The organism is Variovorax sp. efr-133-TYG-130, assembly GCF_030208835.1.
Taxonomy (GTDB): Bacteria; Pseudomonadota; Gammaproteobacteria; order Burkholderiales; family Burkholderiaceae_C; genus Variovorax.
In genome coordinates this window covers 367,593-387,087 of the sequence record NZ_JARVTD010000004.1, presented here as the reverse complement: position 1 = coordinate 387,087, position 19,495 = coordinate 367,593, and the positions used below count along the sequence as shown (strand labels likewise).

The 19,495-nt window shown below is 67.5% G+C and carries 10 protein-coding genes and 2 pseudogenes; 5 read left to right on the top strand and 7 right to left on the bottom strand.

From position 1 onward, the window contains the following. The first annotated feature begins 5 nt into the window (after window positions 1-5). Window positions 6-6,050 (top strand): non-ribosomal peptide synthetase, encoded by a 6,045-nt coding sequence (locus QRN67_RS08245; RefSeq protein WP_285411407.1) that lies wholly within the window; start codon window positions 6-8, stop codon window positions 6,048-6,050. Window positions 6,051-6,127: 77 nt separating this feature from the next. Here the strand turns inward: QRN67_RS08245 and QRN67_RS08240 are convergent, their stop codons facing one another. From QRN67_RS08240 to fhuF, 7 genes and pseudogenes are all read right to left on the bottom strand, one after another. Then, a complete protein-coding gene (locus QRN67_RS08240) occupies window positions 6,128-8,569 on the bottom strand; it encodes a TonB-dependent siderophore receptor (RefSeq protein WP_285411406.1) in 2,442 nt (813 codons plus the stop codon). Window positions 8,570-8,736: 167 nt separating this feature from the next. After that, window positions 8,737-9,780, bottom strand: a complete 1,044-nt coding sequence (locus QRN67_RS08235; protein ID WP_285411405.1) for a FecR family protein — start codon at window positions 9,778-9,780, stop codon at window positions 8,737-8,739. A gap of 8 nt (window positions 9,781-9,788) precedes the next feature. Continuing rightward, the gene (locus QRN67_RS08230; RefSeq protein WP_285411404.1) at window positions 9,789-10,385 is read right to left on the bottom strand and encodes an RNA polymerase sigma factor; all 597 of its coding nucleotides are present in this window, start codon (window positions 10,383-10,385) and stop codon (window positions 9,789-9,791) included. Between the two features lie 160 nt (window positions 10,386-10,545). Beyond that, window positions 10,546-11,850 carry a lysine N(6)-hydroxylase/L-ornithine N(5)-oxygenase family protein gene (locus QRN67_RS08225; RefSeq protein WP_285411403.1) on the bottom strand — a complete coding sequence of 435 codons (1,305 nt, stop codon included), beginning with the start codon at window positions 11,848-11,850 and terminating at the stop codon, window positions 10,546-10,548. Continuing rightward, window positions 11,832-12,428 (bottom strand): annotated as a pseudogene (locus tag QRN67_RS33300) (GNAT family N-acetyltransferase); the annotation flags it as partial. The pseudogene QRN67_RS33300 and the gene QRN67_RS08225, both read right to left, overlap by 19 nt. Before the next feature lie 546 nt (window positions 12,429-12,974). Next, window positions 12,975-13,913: pseudogene (locus QRN67_RS33295) on the bottom strand (alpha/beta hydrolase); the annotation flags it as partial. Between the two features lie 66 nt (window positions 13,914-13,979). Beyond that, the gene (fhuF, locus tag QRN67_RS08215) at window positions 13,980-14,732 is read right to left on the bottom strand and encodes a siderophore-iron reductase FhuF (protein WP_285411401.1); all 753 of its coding nucleotides are present in this window, start codon (window positions 14,730-14,732) and stop codon (window positions 13,980-13,982) included. 177 nt (window positions 14,733-14,909) lie between these two features. Here fhuF and QRN67_RS08210 point away from each other — a divergent pair, with 177 nt between their 5' ends. From QRN67_RS08210 to QRN67_RS08195, 4 genes are all read left to right on the top strand, one after another. Beyond that, complete coding sequence (locus QRN67_RS08210) at window positions 14,910-15,149, top strand: hypothetical protein (RefSeq protein ID WP_285411400.1); 240 nt, start codon at window positions 14,910-14,912, stop codon at window positions 15,147-15,149. A gap of 50 nt (window positions 15,150-15,199) precedes the next feature. Then, on the top strand, window positions 15,200-16,879 hold the full coding sequence (locus QRN67_RS08205) for a cyclic peptide export ABC transporter (protein ID WP_285411399.1): 1,680 nt from the start codon (window positions 15,200-15,202) through the stop codon (window positions 16,877-16,879). Window positions 16,880-16,926: 47 nt separating this feature from the next. After that, window positions 16,927-17,397: a Fur family transcriptional regulator gene (locus QRN67_RS08200; protein WP_285411398.1), complete on the top strand. Its 471-nt coding sequence runs from the start codon at window positions 16,927-16,929 to the stop codon at window positions 17,395-17,397. Window positions 17,398-17,663: 266 nt separating this feature from the next. Beyond that, window positions 17,664-19,472, top strand: coding sequence for an acetolactate synthase 3 catalytic subunit (locus QRN67_RS08195; protein ID WP_285411397.1), 1,809 nt, complete (start codon window positions 17,664-17,666; stop codon window positions 19,470-19,472). Window positions 19,473-19,495 lie beyond the last annotated feature (23 nt).

The following is a 19,495-nucleotide window of genomic DNA, read 5'->3' as shown; positions in this document are numbered from 1 at the left end:
CCCAGGTGCTGGGCCTGCCCCAGGTCGGGCGCCACGACAACTTCTTCGAGCTGGGCGGCGACTCCATCCTCAGCCTGCAGATCGTCGCGCAGGCGCGGCGCGCTGGCTGGCAGCTCACCCCGCGACAGATGTTCGAGCGCCAGAGCATCGCCCAGCTCGCCGGCGTGGTGCAGGAACTGGACCATCAGGCGGCTGCGGCGCAGGTGCGCGCACCGGCCGAAGGCGAGGTGCCGCTGCTGCCGATCCAGGCCGAGTTCTTCGGCATGCAGATGGCGGCTCGCCATCACTGGAACCAGTCGGTGCTGCTGCAAAGCCGCGAACCGCTGGATGTGAAGGCCTTGCGCCAGGCGCTGGCCGTGCTGGTGCAGCACCACGACGCATTACGCCTGCGCTACACCCAGGCACAAGGTACTTGGACCCAACGCTACGAACCCGTTGCCGAGCCCGAACTGCAGGAACTGCTGTGGGTGCGCAAGGCGAAGGACGACGCCGGCATCGAGGCCCTGTGCGACGAAGCCCAGCGCAGCCTGGACCTGCAGCGCGGTCCGCTGATCCGCGCCCTGGCCATCGAGGTGGCCGACGGCCGCTGGCTCTTGCTGCTGACCATCCACCACCTGGTGGTCGACGGCGTGTCCTGGCGCATCCTGCTCGAAGACATGCAGAGCATCTACCGCGCCCGCGTCGAGGGCCAGGGCGTCGAGCTGCCCGCGCGCAGCAGCAGCTACGGCGACTGGGCGCAGGCCCTGCAGGGCTACGCCCAGGTCCACTCTGACGAGCTGGACTACTGGCAACAGGCATTGGGCGATGCGCCCGCCTCGCTGCCGCTTGCCAACCCGCAAGGCAGCCGCCGCGCCAGCGACCAGGCCAGCGTGACCATCACCCTGGACGCGGCCACCACCCAGCGCCTGCTCAAGGACGCCCCCGCCGCCTACCGCACCCAGGTCAACGACTTGCTGCTGACCGCGCTGGCACGCGCCCTGTGCGGCTGGAGCGACCAGCCTGGCGTGCTCATCGACCTCGAAGGCCACGGGCGCGAAGACATCTTCGAAGGCCTGGACCTCAGCCGCACCGTGGGTTGGTTCACCAGCGTGTACCCGGTGGCGCTGGCGCCGCAGGGCGAGATCGGCGAAGCGCTCAAGCGCGTGAAGGAGCAACTGCGCCAGGTTCCCCGCAAGGGGCTGGGCCACGGCGTGTTCCAGCACCTGGGCAGCGATGCGCAGAGGCAGGCCATCGCGGCACTGCCGAAGGCGCAGGTGGTCTTCAACTACCTGGGCCAGTTCGACGGCAGCTTCGACGAGCAGGCACCGTGGCGCCCGGCGGCGCGAGGCGGCGGCCAGGCGATGGGCGCGGACGCGCCGCAGGCGCACGAGTTCGCGATCAACGCGCGGGTCTACGAGGGCGAGCTGAGCCTGGCGGTGAGCTACGGGCGCGAGCGCCATCGGGAAGAAGACGTGCGGGCGTGGACCACCCGACTGCGCGAGGAGCTGCAGGCGCTGGTGGCGCACTGCACGGGCGGTGCCGCAGGCGTGACGCCCTCGGACTTCGCATTGGCCGCGCTGACGCAGGCGCAGCTGGACGCCTTGCCGCTGGAAGCACAGAAAGTGCAAGACCTATACCCGCTGTCGCCGATGCAGCAGGGCATGCTGTTCCACAGCGTGTACGACGGGGGCGGCACCGCCTATGTGACGCAGCTGCGCATCGAAGTGCAGGGACTGCAGGTGGAGCGCTTCAGGCACGCCTGGCAGCAGGTGGTGCAGCGCCATGACGTGCTGCGAACAGGCTTCCTGAGCATGGCCCAGCCTCCGATGCAGTGGGTCGCCCGCCAGGTGGTGCTGCCGTTTGTCGAGCACGACTGGCGCGGGCGCACCGACCAGGCGCAGGCCACCGAGGCGCTGGCGCTGGAACAACAGGCGGCCTTCGACCTGGCGGCACCACCGCTCATGCGGCTCGCAACAATCCGTATCGACGACAAGCGCCATCGTTTCATCTGGAGCTGCCATCACCTGCTGCTGGACGGCTGGAGCATGTCGCGCCTGTTTGGCGAGGTGCTGCAGGCCTACGACGGCGTGGCGGTCGAGGAGCCGGCATGCAACTATCGCGACTACATCGCATGGCTGGCCGCGCGTCCTGCAAAGGACGGGGAAGCCTACTGGCGCGGCAGGCTGCGGCAGGTGGATGCGCCGACGCTGCTCGGCACGGCGCTGGAGCCGCCGGCCACCGGGGAGGGCCACGGCGAAGTCGGGGCCGCGCTCGATGTCGCGGGAACGCAGGCGCTGCAGGCCTTCGCCCGGCGCGAGCGCGTGACGCTGAACACTCTCGTGCAGGGCGCCTGGTCGCTGCTGCTCGCGCGCTACACCGCGCAGGACACGGTCGTTTTCGGCGCCACAGTGGCGGGCCGACCCGCGGGACTGGTGGGCGCGGACCGGATGCTGGGCCTGTTCATCAACACGCTGCCGGTGATCGTCGACGCCACGTCGGCGCAACAGTTGGGCGACTGGCTGCGCGAACTGCAGGCGCAGAACCTGGCATCGCGAGAGCACGAATACACGCCGCTGCACGACATCCAGCGCTGGGCCGGGCAGGGCGGCGGGCAGGGGCTGTTTGACAGCATCGTGGTGTTCGAGAACTACCCGATCGACCAGACGCTCGCCGGCCGCGCCGACCAGGGGCTGAAATTCGAGCAGGCAGAGTCGGTCGACGTGACCCATTACCCGATGGACGTGGAAGTCCATCTCGGCGAAGTGCTGACGATCAAGCTCAAGTACCTGCGCGAACGCTTCAAGGAAGCCGACGTGCAGGCGCTTTCGCAGCAGCTGTTCGGCCTGATGGAGCGGATGCGCGAGGACGGCTCGAAGGCGCTGCGCGACCTGGACACGCTGACGCCCACGCAGCAGACCGAGATCGCGCGGCTGGGACGCAGCGGACGCCACGGCTTCCTGCGCACGCCGGTGCACCAGTTGATCGCGCAGCAGGCGCAGCTGCAGCCCGAGGCCATTGCCCTGCTGATGGGAGATGCCGAGCTGAACTATGCCGACCTCAACGCACGCGCCAACCGGCTCGCCCATGCGCTGATCGACCGGGGCGTGCACGGCAATGCGGTGGTCGCGGTGTCGCTGCAGCGCTCGCTGGAGACCATCGTCGCGCTGCTCGCGGTGCTCAAGGCCGGCGCCGCCTATCTGCCACTGGACCCGGACTATCCGCAAGACCGCCTGCACTTCATGTGCAAGGACAGCGGCGCGCGGCTGATGCTCACACAGCGCGCGGTGCTGCCGCGCCTGCCTTCGATGGACGACACGCTCGTGCTGGACGAAACGGATCTCTGCTGCTGGCCCGACCATGATCCCGGGACCGAGGTTCACGTGGACCAACTGGCCTACGTGATCTACACCTCGGGCTCCACCGGCCAGCCCAAGGGCGTGGCGGTGTCGCACGGGCCGCTCAGCATGCATTGCCAGGCCACGGCGGAGATCTACGGCATGGTGGCGCGCTCGTGCGAACTGCACTTCATGTCCTTCTCCTTCGACGGGGCCCACGAACGCTGGTTGACCGCGCTCACGGTGGGCGCCAGCCTGGCGCTGCGCGACAACGAACTCTGGACGGCGGAGCAGACCTGCGACGCGCTGTACCGCTACGGCGTCACCAACGCCGCCTTCCCGCCGGCCTACCTGAGCCAGTTGGCCGACTGGGCCCATGCGCGCGGCGAGGCCCCGCCGGTGGAGCTCTACGTGTTCGGCGGCGAGGCGATGCCGCGCGCCGCCTACGACAAGGTCTGCCAGTCGCTGCGCCCGCGCACGCTGATCAACGGCTACGGGCCGACGGAGACCGTCGTGACGCCCCTCATCTGGAAGACCAGCGCGGACCGCGGTTTCGACGAAGCCTATGCACCCATCGGCCGCCCGGTCGGCGAACGCACGGTCCACGTGCTCGACGCCGAACTGCGGCCGGTGGCCCGGGGCAGCGTCGGCGAGCTGTACATCGGCGGCTATGGCCTGGCCCGCGGCTATCTGGGGCGCAGCGCGTTGACGGCCGAACGCTTCGTTGCCGATCCGTTCGGCGGCGGCGGTGGCCGCCTGTACCGCACGGGCGACCTGGTGCGGTGGCGCGAGGACGGCAACGTTGCCTACATCGGGCGTGCCGACCAGCAGGTCAAGATCCGCGGCTTTCGCATCGAGCTGGGCGAAGTCGAGGCGCAACTGCGCGAGGTGCCGGGCGTCCTCGAAGCTGCGGTGCAACTGCACGAAGGCGCGGCAGGGCGGCAGCTGGTCGGCTACATCGTGCGCATGCCGAACGGACCGCGCGCGCAGTTGTCGAAACAGGCCCTGCAGCAACTGCGCCGGCGCCTGCCCGAGCACATGGTTCCCGCGCACCTGATCGTGCTGGAGGCGCTGCCACGGCTGATCAGCGGCAAGCTGGACCGTCACGCGCTGCCCGAACCCGACATAGACGCGCAACGCGAAATCAAGGCGCCGCGCAACGACACGGAACGCCAGCTCGCGGCCATCTGGGCCGGCGTGCTGGGCGTAGATTCGGTGGGCATCTCGGACAACTTCTTCGAGCTGGGCGGCGACTCGATCCTGAGCCTGCAGGTGATCTCGAAGGTGCGCCAAGCCGGGATCGGCTTCCAGTTGCGCCTTCGCGACCTGATGCGCCACCCGACCATCGAGACGCTGTTGGAACAGTTCGCCGACGCTGCGCCCGCACAGCCGGTGCCAGCCACCGCCGAGGCCGAGGCTGAGGGCACGCTGCCGCTCATTCCGATCCAGGCCTGGTTCTTCGACACGGCCATTCCGCGGCGTCATCATTTCAACCAGGCGCTGATGCTGCAGACCGCGCAGCCGCTGGACGAATCGCTGCTGTTGCAAGCGCTGGATGCGCTGGCGGCGCATCACGATGCGCTGCGGCTGCGCTATGCGCCGCGGGCCGACGGAAGCTGGGAGCAGCGCTATAGCGCGCAGGCCGAGCCGCGCGACTTGCTCTGGAGCCGCGAGGTTGCCGATGCCGAAGAGATCGTGCGCGTGGCCGACGCCGCACAGCGCAGCCTCGACCTGAGCGAAGGCCCTGTCTGGCGCACAGTGCACATGCGGCATGCGGACGGCAGCGCGAGGTTGTTGCTTGTGGTGCATCACCTGGTGGTCGACGGTGTGTCTTGGCGCGTGCTGCTGGAAGACCTTCAAGCGGTCTACGACCAGCTGAGCAACGGCCGCGCGGTGCAGTTGCCCGGCAAGAGTGCGTCCTTCAAAGCGTGGGCCGAGCATCTTCAAAGCCTGGCGCAGAGCGGCGAGCTCGACAGCGAAATCGCGTACTGGCAGGCGCAGATGCAGCCGGTGACCGATATTCCACGCGACCGCCCGGTCGATGCGCTGCTGGATCGCGATGCGGTGACACAACGCCTGCGCCTGGACAGCGAGCGCACGGCCCAGCTGCTGCGCGTGGCGCCGTCGGCCTACGGTACGTCTATCGACGACCTGCTGCTGGCGGCCCTGTCTAGAACCGTCTGGCGCTGGTGCGGCGAGTCCGAGACGCTGGTGCAGTTGGAAGGCCACGGGCGGGAGGGCGATGCCGCCGGGCTCGACCTGAGCCGCACGCTGGGCTGGTTCACCAGCGTGTATCCGGTGCGGCTGCGCGAGGGCAGCTCGCCGGTCGAAGCGCTGATCCTTTCCGCCAGGCAGCAGCGGCAGGACGTGCCGCGCCGCGGCGTCGGCCATGGCGTGCTGAAGTACCTCCGGCCTCACGGCGCCACGCTTGGCAAAGCCCAGCCGCGCATCACCTTCAACTACCTGGGGCAGTTCGACCGCAGCCTGGGGGGAGACGACGCCATGTTCAAGCCGGCCGAGGAGCATCCCGGGCCGGTGCACGACGAGGAGTCGCCGCTGGCCAACTGGCTGGAGATTGCAGGCAACGTGTACGAGGGGCAGCTCTCGATGAGCTGGATCTTCAGCCGGGCCATGTACGACGAGGCAACCGTACAGCAACTCATCGGCTTCTACCGCGAAGCGCTGGAGGAGATCGTGGACCACTGCGTCGAGGTCGCGCAGCGGGCCCGCGGGTAGGCACCGGCGAGGGGTAAAAAAAGGCCGGCCCCTTTCGGGATCGGCCATGTTTTTTTCGTACGCTGTTGCGCGGAGCGTCAGAGCTTGTAGGTCAGCTTCAGCCAGGCGTTGCGCGGACGGCCGTAGGTGTAGCCGTTGTAGCCGCCAAGACCGCTGTAGTAGCGCTTGTCGGCCAGGTTCTCGATGTTGAGGGACGCGCTCAGCTTCTTGCTGAACTCGTAGCGCGCCATCAGGCCGATCACCGTCAGCCCACCTTGGCTCGCGCGGCCCAGGCCGGAGTACTCGTCGTAGTAGATGCCGCTCTGGTAGTTCACGCTGCCGCCGATGGTGAGCTTGCTCCATTCGCCCGGCAGGCGGTAGCTCGTACTGACGCGGAACAGGCGGTTGGGGATGGTAGGTTCCAGGAGCGCGCCATCCTTGTCGCGCTTGGCGTAGTAGGTGTAGCCCGCCAGTACCTGCCAGCCGGGCGCGAGTTCGCCGGAGGCGGTCAACTCGAAGCCCTTGCTGTGCGCACCCGGGACGGCGCGATAGGGGATGCTGCCGTCTGGCAGCATGCCTGCGCTGGTGTCTTCCACCGGAACGTTGGTCTGCTTGGTGCGGAATACCGCGAGGCTGGTGTTGAGCTTGCCGCCGAAATGTTCACCCTTGATGCCGACCTCGTAGTTCTTGCCGCGCTGCGGCGCGATCAGCCTGTTGTTGCTGTCGCGCTGGGAGTTCGGAAGGAAGATGTCGGTGTAGCTGCCGTAGATCGAGAACTCCTTGCTCAGGTCGTACACGATGCCCGCATAGGGCGTGATGACGCCGCTCTCGTGCGAACCCGGGTTCCGGGTCAGCGTGCCCGCCACCTGGTTGCGGTTCAGGGAGCTGTCCGTGTACCAGGTCCCCCGTGCGCCCACGATGACCGAAAGCGGATCGGCAAGACGCAGCCGCGTCGACGCATAGATTGCCTTCTGGGTCACCTGGCCCGACAGGGTGTACGACTTGTAGGGGAAGGACGTGACCGCGGGGAAGGATTGCAGCGTGTAAAAGTTCAGCGGCCGGGTGTCGAAGGCCGTGGAGGTTGCCAGGTTGGTGTCGATGGCGTAGTCGTAGTTGTTGTAGCTCAGCCCGAGGACTGCCTCGTGCTGGCGGCCGAAGGCTTCGAACGGCCCGCGGAGGTAGGCGTCGAACGAGGTGTTTTTCCCGTTCGCGGGGTTGTCCCGGATATCGATGGTGGAGTCGCCCGTCACGCCGTCGACGGGGTAGTAGGTGTTGAGGTCGCCGGAGGCCCGCTTGCGCTTGGTCTTCGTGTAGCTCGCATCGAGCTTGAGGCGCCAGCCGCTGCCCAGTTGCTGGTCGAGGCTCGCGAAGACCTTGTCCGAATACATGTTCCAGTAGCTCCATGGCGCGCTGGAGTTGAAGGAGCGCGGCAGGTTCGTGCGCGTGCCGTCGCTGAAGAAGAGCGGGGCCTGGCCGTAGTTGGCGCCGTCGGTGGCGGTCTTCTGGTGTTCGACGCCGATGGAAAGCATCGTGGTGGGAGAGAGATCCGCCTCGAGGATGCCGTACAGCACGTCCTCGGCGGTCTTCTTCGATTCGATGAAGCTCTTGCCTTCGGTACGCGAAGCCACGAACCTGCCGCGCAGTGTGCCTGCGGCGTTGAGCGGGCCGCCCACGTCGACTTCGGCGTTGTAGCGGTTCCACGAGCCGATGCCCCCGGTCACGTGACCCGCGAACTCGGTGGTGGGCCGCTTGCGAACCAGGTTCACCACGCCGCCCGGCGAGCCCGAGCCGCTGAGCAGGCCGGCCGAGCCGCGGATGACTTCCACGCGGTCGTAGATGGCGGTGCTCAGCATGCTGGCCTCGCCCGCCACGGAGCTGAAGGACAGCGTGGGGACACCGTCGATCATGGTGCCCAGATCGAAGCCGCGCGAGGTGAATTTGACCCGCTCGTCCAGCCGGTCGGACACGATGCCGGGCGTCTGGCGCAGTACGTCGTCGAGCGTCACGAGGTTCTGGTCCTCGATCTGCTGGCGGCCGATCACGCTCACGGACTGGGGCGTCTCGCGCTGGGACAGGTCCAGCCGCGTGGCCGTCGCCGTGGAGCGCGTGGTGTAGGAGCCGGTGCCTTCGGTGGTGCCGTCGGAGTCGGCCTGGACGGTCACCGTCGGCAGCGATGAGCCTGCGGCGGCGGCCGAGGCACGCTGGATCGTGACTTGCGACGATCCGTTGCGAACGGCAACCAGGCCGCTGCCCACCAGGAGCCGGTCCAGCGCCTGCTGCAGCGTGAGCCGCCCCGACACGGCGGGCGCGTTGATGCCCGTCACCACGTCACCCGCTGCGAGCACCTGAGCGCTGGTCTGGCGCGAGAGTTCGTTCAGGGCCGCCGCCAGCGGCTGCGGCCCGACATTGATATCGAATGTCGGCGTGGCCGCCTGCCCGGGTGCTTGGGCGGCAGCGATGCCGCTCCAGCTGACGAATGTGGTTCCAAAGGCAGCGGCAAGCGCGGCACTCAGAAGGCGGTGGCGAGGCGAAGAACGCATGGGTCAGGGCTCCAGGTCAAGTAAATGCGACGTATTCGTACTTTTGGGCGGCAGAGCCCCCGAATTGATCGGGTCCCTGGCGCTTCTCAAAGTAAGACGTTTGAACTCGTCAAACAGAGACAGCCTGTTTCAGGCACGACGCGCCAGAGGCCCGGCGCAGTTCGTTGTCAGCGGGGCTGCAGTTCCACGCCGCCACCCGCCCGGGAGACGGCCGTCACTGGAAGAATCGTCGGCAGCACCGCCACCAAGGCGGCCGAGTCGTTGGCGCGGAAGCGGCCCGACAGGCGCAGCGCGTCGATGCGCTCGCTGGCGCTGACAATCGGACTGGCGCGGTAGCTGTTGACCACCGCCAGCGCTTCGCCCAGCGGCGTGTTGTCGAAAACCAGCCAGCCGTCGCGCCAGGCCGACATGGCCCGGATATCGGCCTGCCGCACCGCGTCGGCATGGCCATCCTGCACCTCCACGAGTTCACCCCCGCGCAGGTCGATGGCTTGCGGCGCGTTCCGAGAAGACGCTCCATCGCCCTGACGGGCATGGACCTGCACACGTACATGGCCCTGTTCCACACCCACGGTGACGGGCCCGCCACGGTCGCGCACGGTGAACACCGTACCGACCACCTCGATCACGGCTGCACGCGTGCGGACCAGGAAGGGGCGCTGCGTATCGTGCGCGACTTCGAAGCGCACCTCGCCGCGAGACATGTCGACGATGCGGCGCTGCCGGTACAGCGTGACGTCGATGGCGCTTTGCGGCGCGATGTCGAGCTGGCTGCCCGCCGCGTTGCCGCCGCCGTCCGCGAGCGTGACTTTCAGCATCTGGGCGGTGCGGGTGCTGTAGGCCGCTTGAAAAACTGGCTGCTGCCAATACCACTGCACGCCGCGGCCCGCGACCAGGCCGCCGCCAAGCAACCCTGCGATGGAAAGCAGGATCTTGCGGCGCTGCGACCGCCGGCCGGATTGCGCCGCCGCTGCCGCCATGCCGGCCGCCGGATCGTCGAAGTGCGCACGCAGTTCGCCTGCCATGCCGCCGAGCGCGTCCCAGCGATGGCGCGCCTCCAGCAAGGCCGCCGCGTGCTCCGGCGACTTGCTGCGCCACTGGTTCATGGCCGCGCGGGCGCGCTGCGCGGCCTCGCCCGGCGCGATCTCGCCTTCGACAATCAGCGCGAGCGCACGCTCGATCAGCCGTTCGCGCGGAGCGCCGATCGCCATGCCGCCGCTCACGAGAAGTCTTCGGCGAGCGCAGTGTCGAAGCCTGCGTGGTTGTGCACGTGCTGCGGCTCGATCAGTTCGGCGCGCAGTTCGGCGAACACCCGAGAGCAATCGATGGTGGCGCGCAGCAGGTGCTTGGCCACCGCCATCTCGGTGATGTTCAGGCGCTCGGCGATCTCGGCGCGGGTGTGGCCGTAGGCACGAAACAGCAGAAACACCTCGCGTCGCCGCGGCGGGAGCTTTTCCATGGTGTCGACCACGCGCGCAAGCACGCGTTGCTGCGCCAGGATGAATTCACTGGAAGGTGCCACGAGGTGGGTGCCGAGCGTGGCGTGCGTGCCGACCCATTCCTGCGCCACCTTGCGGCGGCGCGCCTCGTCGATGCAGAGGTTGCGGGCCACCCGAAAGAGCAGGGCGCGCGGCGATTCGATGCCGCCGGTCGCGTCGTCGCACGCGGCACCACGCGGCTTCGTGGCCTGCGCGTACACCCGCTCGAAGCTCGACTGCGCGATGTCGGCCGCGTAGTGGGGATCCCTCAGGTCGCGAGTCAGCTGCCGGCGCAAGTCCGCATAGTGAGCTACAAGTTCCTGGACGAGGTCGCGCATCCGGCCGCCTTCTCGCAAGCATCGACGATAAGCCCCGGATACCGGGCGTCGATCATGCTGGCGGTGCCGACATTGCGCTTCGGTGAACCCGGGGACGGGTGTTAATAAGAACTATTCTTATTGAGTGTATCACCGAGCCGCGTCCGAGGAACAGCAAATCTCAAAGAACGGCTGCCGCCTGAGGCGCGCGTTCTGCCGCTTGAGCCGCCGGCCGCGGATTCGCATTCAGCAGCGCCTGTCCGATCTCATCCGAGCGGATCGCCGTGACCGAGAGCAGCGTGTCGCTCAGGCCGTGGCTCATCTCGCAGGCGCCTTGCAGGAAGATGGCCGGCTTCAGTTCCGGTGCGGCTTGCAGCCGGTAGTGGCGGTCGACCGTGAAGTCGCCCAGGTACGGCGCGATCGGATCGAGCAGCGCCTTGTGGCCGTCGCGCTTGTAGCCGGTCGCGAGGATCACCACGTCGTAAGCCTGGCTGCCGCGCCGGCCGGTGTTCATGTCGTGCAGCGCCAGGTGGATGCCGTCGGCGGCCGCGCGCACCGCCGACACCTCGTGGCGGCGCAGGAAGCTGTGGCGCGCCACGCCGGCCACGCGCTGGCGATAGAACACGTTGAAGATCTGCTGGATCAATTCCAGGTCGGGCGCGGCATAGTTGGTGTGCCAGAACTCCTCCAGCAGCTCGGCACGCTCGGGCTCCGAGCGGTTGAACACGAAGTCGGTGAAGTCGGCATTGAAGATCTCGTTGACGAAGGGACTGTCATCCGACGGCTTGATCGAGCGGGCCCGCATGATCAGGTCGACCGCGGGCTTGTTCGGGTGGCTCTGCAGGTCCATGAAGAGTTCGGCAGCGCTCTGCCCCGCGCCGACGATGGCGATGCGCTTGGCATCCGGATGCCGGGCAATCGCCTCGAGGTAGCTGCTCGAATGGAAGACGCGCGCGTCGTCCCTGAAGGGCAGGAAGCGCGTGGGAACGTTCGGTACACCACCCACGCTCACCACCAGGTTGCGCGCCAGCCGTTCGCGCACGGCGCCGCCCGCTTCGCGCGAGCGCACCCGCAGCAGCTGCACATCCGTGCCGCGCATCTCCGGAAGCACCTCGAACACCGCCTCGCCGTAGGCGCAGCGGTCCTCGAACTGCGCGGCAGCCCAGCCCAGGTAGTCGTTGAACTCGTGGCGGCTCGGGAAGAAAGTCTTGAGGTTGACGAAGTCCTGCAGGCGCTGCTTTTCGTGCAGATAGTTCAGGAACGTGAAGCGGCTTGCGGGGTTGCGCAGTGTCGCCAGGTCCTTGATGAAGGAGATCTGCATGTGCGCGTTGTCCAGCAGCATGTTCTTGTGCCAGACGAAGCCCGGCTGCTTCTCGATGAACAGCGCATCCACGAACTGGCCGTGGTGGCGTTTCTCGTCGAGGGCGATCGCCAGGGCGATGTTGGACGGGCCGAAGCCGACGCCGATCAGGTCATGGATTTGCATGGGGTGTCCTCGATGGGAAGTTCGGCGCCCTTGGCCGAAGTTGGCGAAATGCTCGACTCCCCTTGGGGAATCCAGAGGGCCTCGCCGAAGAAGCGTTCGCGCAGCAGCACGCCGAGCATGGCCCGCTTGTGCGGAAAGTCGAACTCCTTGACGTGGGCATAGCCGCAGCGGCCCAGGCTCTTGATCATCTTGTGGTTGTCCGCGCGCGGCTCGATCACGATGCGCTGCGTGCGGCAGTCGTCCAGGAACAGGTAGTGCGACACGGAAGGCATCCACGCCGTGAGGAACGGCTTGCCACGAAGGCGCGGCTCGCCGATCAGCGCATGCCAGCCGCGGTCGTGGTCACCGGCGTCGCAGAAGGGCGCAATGCGGTCTTCCTTGGCCCAGTACACCTCGAAGTAGCCGAATGCCTCGCCGTCGAGCCGGCCGACGAGCCCGGTGACGCGCGGATCGGCGGCAATGGCCTCGAGGTAGGCGCGGTGCCTGGCGAGGTCGCCCTGTTCCTCCCAGAAGTGGGCCACCACCGGGTCGTTCATCCAGCGGTTGAAGGCTGGGAGGTCGCGCTCGATGTCGACGGCGTCCAGTGTCAGCGTCTGCGACAGCCACGGAATGTGGCGCCGGTAGACGGTGCCCGATGGCTTGGCCGGGCGCAACGGATGGCGCTTGCCCTGGCTCATGGTGTAGCGCTGCGCGAAGGGCTCGCGCGGGTTGCGCTGCCACACGCGAGGCAATTGCCAGAAGGCTTCGCGCGAGACGATCGCCGGCCGCGAACCGGAAGCCTCGCTTGCCGCACCCGCGTCCACCAACCGTGCGATGCGCGACGCAGGCACCTGCAGCAAGAGCAGGCCATGCCCGGGGTGACGCACGAAGGCCGCCTCGATCGCTGCCAGCAGATGAGGCTCCTCGGGTTCCGTGACGCTGTCGCCCGGCCATTCCAGACGCAGCGAATCGGCTTGCTCGCGCAGCGCCCATTGGCTCGCGCCTTCCTTGCTCGCCTGCGGTCCGACGGTCAGCCGTGCCCCGTCGAGCCGCACTTCGAGCGGATGGCCATCAGGATGCGCATGGAACACCCAGGCACCGATCGAAGCCGGCGTGATCGGCGCTGCGGAGACGGCCGGAGGGCAGAACGCGTCGGCCAGCGTCCGCGCGATCGCGGTGCGCAGCGTGTCGGCTTCCTCCACCACCTGGCTCAGGCGCGCGAAGTCGTGGACCATGCCCTCGTGCACGTCCAGCTGTGTGCGCACGCCGGCGGCCTGAAGTCGCTGCGCATAGGCCTTGCCCTCGTCCACCAGCGGGTCGTACTCCGCCAGCACGATGTGCGCGGGCGCCAGGCCCGACAGGTCTTGTGCGGCGAGCGGCGCGAAGCGCCAGTCCTGCCGATCCTCGTCGCGGCGCAGGTAGTGGTCGAACATCCACTGCAGCGTGCGCTGTTCGAGCAGATGCCCGCGCGCGTAACGCTGGTGCGAGGCGCTGTCCTGTCGGATGCTGGTGCATGGATAGAGCAGCAGTTGCAGCAGCGGTTGCTGGCGGCGGGCTTCACGCGCGGCCAGTGTCAAGGCGGTGGCCAGCGTGCCGCCGACGCTGTCGCCGCCGAAGGCCACGCGCGTGGTATCGAGGCCGTGCGAGCCGCCGTGCGCCAGGAGCCACGCCGCGGCGTCCTCGGCGTCGTGGAACGCGGTCGGAAACTTGTGCTCCGGCGCTAGCCGATAGTCGACCGCCAGCACCGCGCAGGGCGTACGCAGCGCGATCGCGCGGCACAGTGCGTCGTGCGAGTCGAGGCCGCCGACCACGTAACCGCCGCCGTGAAAATACAGCAGCGTCGGCAGCGGCGCCGCTGTAGCGACGCCCCGGTAGAGCCTGGCCCGCAGCGTCGCGCCGTCGCGCGCCTGAAAGGCGATGTCCTCGACCGGCAGGTCGGGGCCGACGCCGTCCAGCGCCAAGGTCGACTGGTCGTAGCTCTCGCGGGCCTGCGCGGGCGACATCTCGCACATCGGCGGGCGCCCGTCTTCTTCGGCGAGAGTGGCCAGTTCGAGGAAGGCTTCGAGATCGGGATGCAGTGGCATGGGGAATTGCAGTGGCACCGATGAATGGATGCTTAACCGCAAATGACGCGCGGCCAGTGCGTTTGTTTAGGCAGCCGTCTTGCGGGATTCCGGCGCCAGCGGACATGCGCCGCAATAGCCTTCTTCGGGCAGCAGGTAGTAGAGACAGCACTGCCGGTGCAGCGAGAGATGCTCGGGCATGCCCGAGTGCATCCGCACGACCTTGCGTTGCACCGCGAACATCGGGTTGTCCTCGCCGTCCCAGCGCGGCTGATGCAGCAGGTACTGGAGGTCTTTCGCGATGGCTGGCGCATGTCCGCTCAATGCCAGTCCCTGTTCGAGCACGGGCTCCAGATAGCGTGCCGCGTTGCCCCAAAGAATCTTCGGCGCAATGCGCGTGAGACGTGTCAGTTGCTCGAAGAGCGGGGCCAGGTGCTCACCGAGCAGTCCTGCGTAGCGCGCCGCCGTGTCGGCGCCCGGAAACGGCTGCCCTTCGTGCGGAATGTGAAAACGTCGCGGCACGGACCCTTCGGCCAATGAAAGCCAGACCTGCGCCGGCGCCATCGGAAAGACGTGCTGCAGCAGGCTGGCCGCCGCCGTCACCGGTGGCAGCAGGGCATTCAGGTAATGCATGCTCCAGGCCGAGGCCACCGGGCGCAGGTCGGGCTTGCGCACCCGCAGGTGGCGCGCGTGCGCCTGCAGCAGCCCGGCGAGCAGCGCGGGATCGGCGACGAGGTCGGCCACCCGCAGCGCGCCGGCCGGTGGCTGCGGCGCACATGCCAGCGCCTCGCCGTAGGCCGCCCATTCGCCCTGGAAGATCGGCACCAGCAGGGGAATCATCGAAAAGGCGCAGCCGCGCAAATGAAGCTCATCGCAGATGGAGACGGATCGGGCGCCCCCGGGTTTAGTGCGGCGCACCGGTCCACGAAATTGCGACGCGCGGATGACACGCGCTAAACATACGGCGGCGGGTCGCGTCTATCCACGCATCCACAGCAATCCGGCCTCCCGAATGCGATGAACTCCCGACACCAGGCTCCTTCCGATCCGGCTTTCAGCGAGGCCTGGCGGCTTTTTCGCGCGCTGCACGACGCGCCGTCGCTTGACCGCGCGGAAAAGCTGGTCCTGTGGCTGGGGCGCGATGCGAAGCATGTGCGTGCGTTCGACGAGGCGCTGACGCTCTGGGCGCTGGCCGGTGCAGCAATGGTCGGCTCCGCGTCCGGCGAGGAATCCAGGCACGAATCGACACTGCAATAGCGGCACCGGCGCGCGCTAAACATTCCGGCCGCCGGACCGTCTTACCCGTCATGCAAACCCAACCCGCCAGCGCCAAGGCGTCCGACCTGCTTCGGCTGCTGCAACCCTTCACTCCCTGGATCGCGCTCTCGTCCGTCACCGGCATCGGAGCGGGCGTGGCCACCGTGGCGCTGCTGGCAACCATCAACGAGGTGCTCAGCCGACCCGGCGGCATGGCCGGCGGCCTGCTGCTGACCTTTGTCGCGCTGTGCGCCCTGGCGCTCGTCGGCCGCGCGGTGTCCGACATCTCGAACAACGTCGTGGGCCAGCGGCTGGTCGCGCAGGTGCGCAAGGACCTGGCGCAGAAAATTCTCGCGGCGCCCATCGATGCGCTGGAGCGCTACCGCATGCACCGGCTGATGCCCGTGCTCACGCAGGACGTGGACATGATCAGCGACGTGGCCTTCATGCTGGCCGCCACCATGATTTCGCTGGCCATCGCGCTGGGCTGCCTGGGCTACCTCGCGTGGCTGTCGCTGCCGCTGTTCGGCCTGCTGGTGGTGGCGATGCTGATCGGCGTGGCAGTCCAGACCTGGGCCCACGGTCGTGGCATCGCGGGCTTCTTCCAGTCGCGCGAACAGGAAGAGCTGCTGCACAAGGCCTACCGCGGCATCAGCGAAGGCGCCAAGGAACTGCGCATGCACCGTGCCCGCCGCGCCAGGGTGTACGAGGGGCAGATCGCCCGCACAGTCGACAACATCCGCGACATCAACCGCCGCGCGATCAACATCTTCGTGCTGGCCACGTCCTTCGGCTCGGCACTTTTTTTTCTGCTGATCGCGCTGATCCTCGGCTGGGCCGCCTGGCGCACGACCGACCCGGTGGTGCTCAGCGGCTTCGTGCTCGTGCTGCTGTTCATCAAGGGGCCGATCGACCAGATCGTCGGTGCCCTGCCACACCTGGGCCGCGCCAGGGTGGCGTTCGAGCGCATCGCCGACCTGTCGGCCCGCTTCGCCACGCCAGAGCCGCACCTGCACCTCGGCTCCCCGCCGACTTCGCCGCCGCTGCGCAACGCCATCGAGCTGCGCGGCGTGCGCTACGCGTTCGACACGCCAGAGGGCAGCGAGGCCTTCTCGCTGGGGCCGGTCGACCTGCAGATCGGGCGCAGCGAGATCGTCTTCGTCGTGGGCGACAACGGCTCGGGCAAGACCACGCTCATCAAGCTGCTGCTCGGGCTCTACGTGCCGCAGCAGGGCGAGGTCCTGCTCGACGGAAAGCCCATCACACCCGAGACGCGCGACGACTACCGCCAGCTGTTCACCACCGTGTTCTCCGACTTCTATCTGTTCGAGGACCTCGTGGCAGGCGAGGAGGGCGGCCACCAGGCGCTGCCCGAGACCGCGCTGCCCTACCTGCAGCGGCTGGAGATCGCGCACAAGGTGTCTGTGAAGGACGGCGCGTTCAGCACCACCGATCTGTCCACGGGCCAGCGCAAGCGGCTCGCGCTGGTGCACGCCTATTTGGAAGGCCGCCCCGTGCTGGTGTTCGACGAATGGGCCGCCGACCAGGACCCGACCTTCCGCCACCTTTTCTACACCGAGCTGTTGCCCGAGCTGCGCGCCAAAGGGCATTCGCTGGTGGTCATCTCGCACGACGACCGCTACTTCCACGTGGCCGACCGCATCGTCCACATGAAGGCCGGGCGCATCGCGCAGGACACCAAGGCGCCGGCGCCAGGCCTCGCGGCCTGAACGCACGGCAACACGGGCGGCAGCGGAAGGTGCGCAAGTCGACGGCAGTGTCAGGCACGCACGGGGCGCAGGTGCCGGCGAGCAGCGGCTTTTCAGAGCAACTGCGCAGCCTGGGTATTCGGCCCACCGTCATCCGTCTGTGCGTGCTGCAGACGCTGGCGGAAAGCGATTCCCAATGGCTCGGCGGCGAGGAAGTGTTTCGCCGCATGCTCAAGCGCGGCACGGCCACCGGCCTGGCGAGCGTCTACCGCGTGATCAAAGAGCTGGAAAAAGCCAGGCTCGTGCAGCGCGAATGGGAGCGCGGCCTGGGCGGCGCGCGCGCGGTGCACCGGCTGCGGCGCACGCAAACGCCAGAAAGCACGGTGCGCCTGCGCTGCGGGGGCTGCAACGCGAGCGTCGAGGTGGTCGACGAGGCATTGCACGAGGGCCTGCTGCGCGCGGCGCAGGCGCATGGCATGCCGGCAGGCGGGCCCTTCACGGTGCAGCTCGCCTGCGCGCGGGCGGACTGCGTTCGTTGAGACGCGGGGCCGGCGTCTTTCCGATGCCATCGAGGAGATCGAACAGGGGCAGCTCGAAGATCCGCGATCCCATTGCCCAACGCGAACTGCACGAACGACCGATGCGGAGATAATCGCCGCTGCACTTCAACGGCAGACAGATCCCGGTCCGGCGCAGCAAGCATTGCGTCCATGGCCGCTGGGTCCAAGGTCCCAACACCACCTCACAAGGGTCGGGAGAAGGGGCACCCGAGGTATTTCGTCAGAGAAATTCACAAAGGTAGACCATGCAAAACTTCCCCGCCGGGCACATCCCGGCAGCCGCGGCATTGCCGCGCGAAACATCCGCCGCGCCGGCTTCACACGACGCATCCAGCGAAGAGCTCACAGGCTCTGAAATCCTCATCCGATGCCTTCAGGCAGAGGGTGTCGCCTGCCTGTGGGGTTACCCCGGCGGTGCCGTTCTTCATGTGTACGACGCCCTGCACAGGCAGCAGCAGATCCAGCATGTGCTGGTCCGGCATGAGCAATCGGCCGTGCATGCGGCCGACGGCTATGCGCGTGCCACGGGCCATGTCGGCGTGGCGCTCGTCACATCCGGCCCGGGCCTGACCAATGCCGTGACCGGCATTGCGACGGCCTACATGGACTCGATCCCGATGGTCGTCATCAGCGGCCAGGTGCCGACCCGCGACATTGGGCAGGACGCGTTCCAGGAGTGCGACACGGTCGGCATCACGCGCCCGATCGTGAAGCACAACTTTCTGATCAAGGATCCGCGCGACATCGTGCAGACCTTGAAGAAGGCCTTCCACATCGCGCGCAGCGGTCGTCCAGGCCCCGTGGTCGTGGACTTTCCGAAGGACGTGTCGGCAAGCAGGATCATCCATGCGGGCTACCCGCAAACGCTGGAAATGCGGTCGTACAAACCCACGTTGCAGGGACACGGCGGACAGATCCGAAAGGCGCTGCAACTGCTTCTGACCGCCAGGCGTCCCTATGTCTACACAGGTGGGGGCGTGATCCTCAGCGGTGCTTGCGACGAACTGCGCACGCTGGTCGACCGGCTGGGTTTCCCGGTCACCAGCACGCTCATGGGATTGGGCGCCTACCCGGCGTCGGATCCCAAGTTTCTCGGGATGCTGGGGATGCACGGCACCTGGGAGGCCAACAACGCCATGCAGGACTGCGACGTGCTGCTGGCCATCGGGGCTCGCTTTGACGACCGGGTCATCGGCAATGTGGAGCACTTTGCGCAAGGCAAGCGCAAGATCATTCACATCGATATCGATCCCTCGAGCATTGCCAAGCGCGTGAAGGTGGACGTTCCCATCGTCGGGGACGTCAAGACTGTTCTCGTGGAAATGCTGTCGCTGCTCGATGCTTCGGACGTTCGGCCCGCGCCGCAGGACATGGCGCAATGGTGGTCGGCGATCGGGACGTGGCGCGCCCGGCGTTGCCTTGACTACGATCGCGGCAACACATACGTCATCAAGCCGCAGCGCGTCATCGAGACGTTGTGCGACATCACCCGCAATGAAGATGTCTACATCGCATCGGATGTCGGGCAGCACCAGATGTGGGCCGCGCAGTACTTCCGCTTCGAGAAGCCGCGGCGCTGGATCAATTCAGGTGGGCTTGGCACCATGGGCGTGAGCATCCCCTTCGCGATGGGGGTGAAGATGGGCAGGCCCGACAGCGAGGTCTATTGCATCGTCGGCGACGGATCGGTGCAGATGAGCACCAAGGAGCTGTCGACCTGCCTGCAGTACGACACGCCGATCAAGATCGTTCTTCTGAACAACCGCTATCTCGGGATGGTCCGGCAACAGCAGCAGATCAGCCATGAGGGCCGATACAGCCAAAGCTATCTCGACGCCTTGCCCGACTTCGTGAAGCTCGCGCAAGCCTACGGCCATGTCGGCATGCTGATCGAACGCCCGGCCGATATCGAAGCTGCGCTGCGAGAAGCCCGGGCCATGCGCGACCGTACCGTGCTTCTCGATTTCCGCATCGATCCGACGGAGAACGTTTTCCCCGTGGTGGAGGTCGGCAAGGGCATCAACGAGATGTTGCTGGGAAGCGAAGACCTCTGAGCAGGAAGGCGCCTTGCCGACCA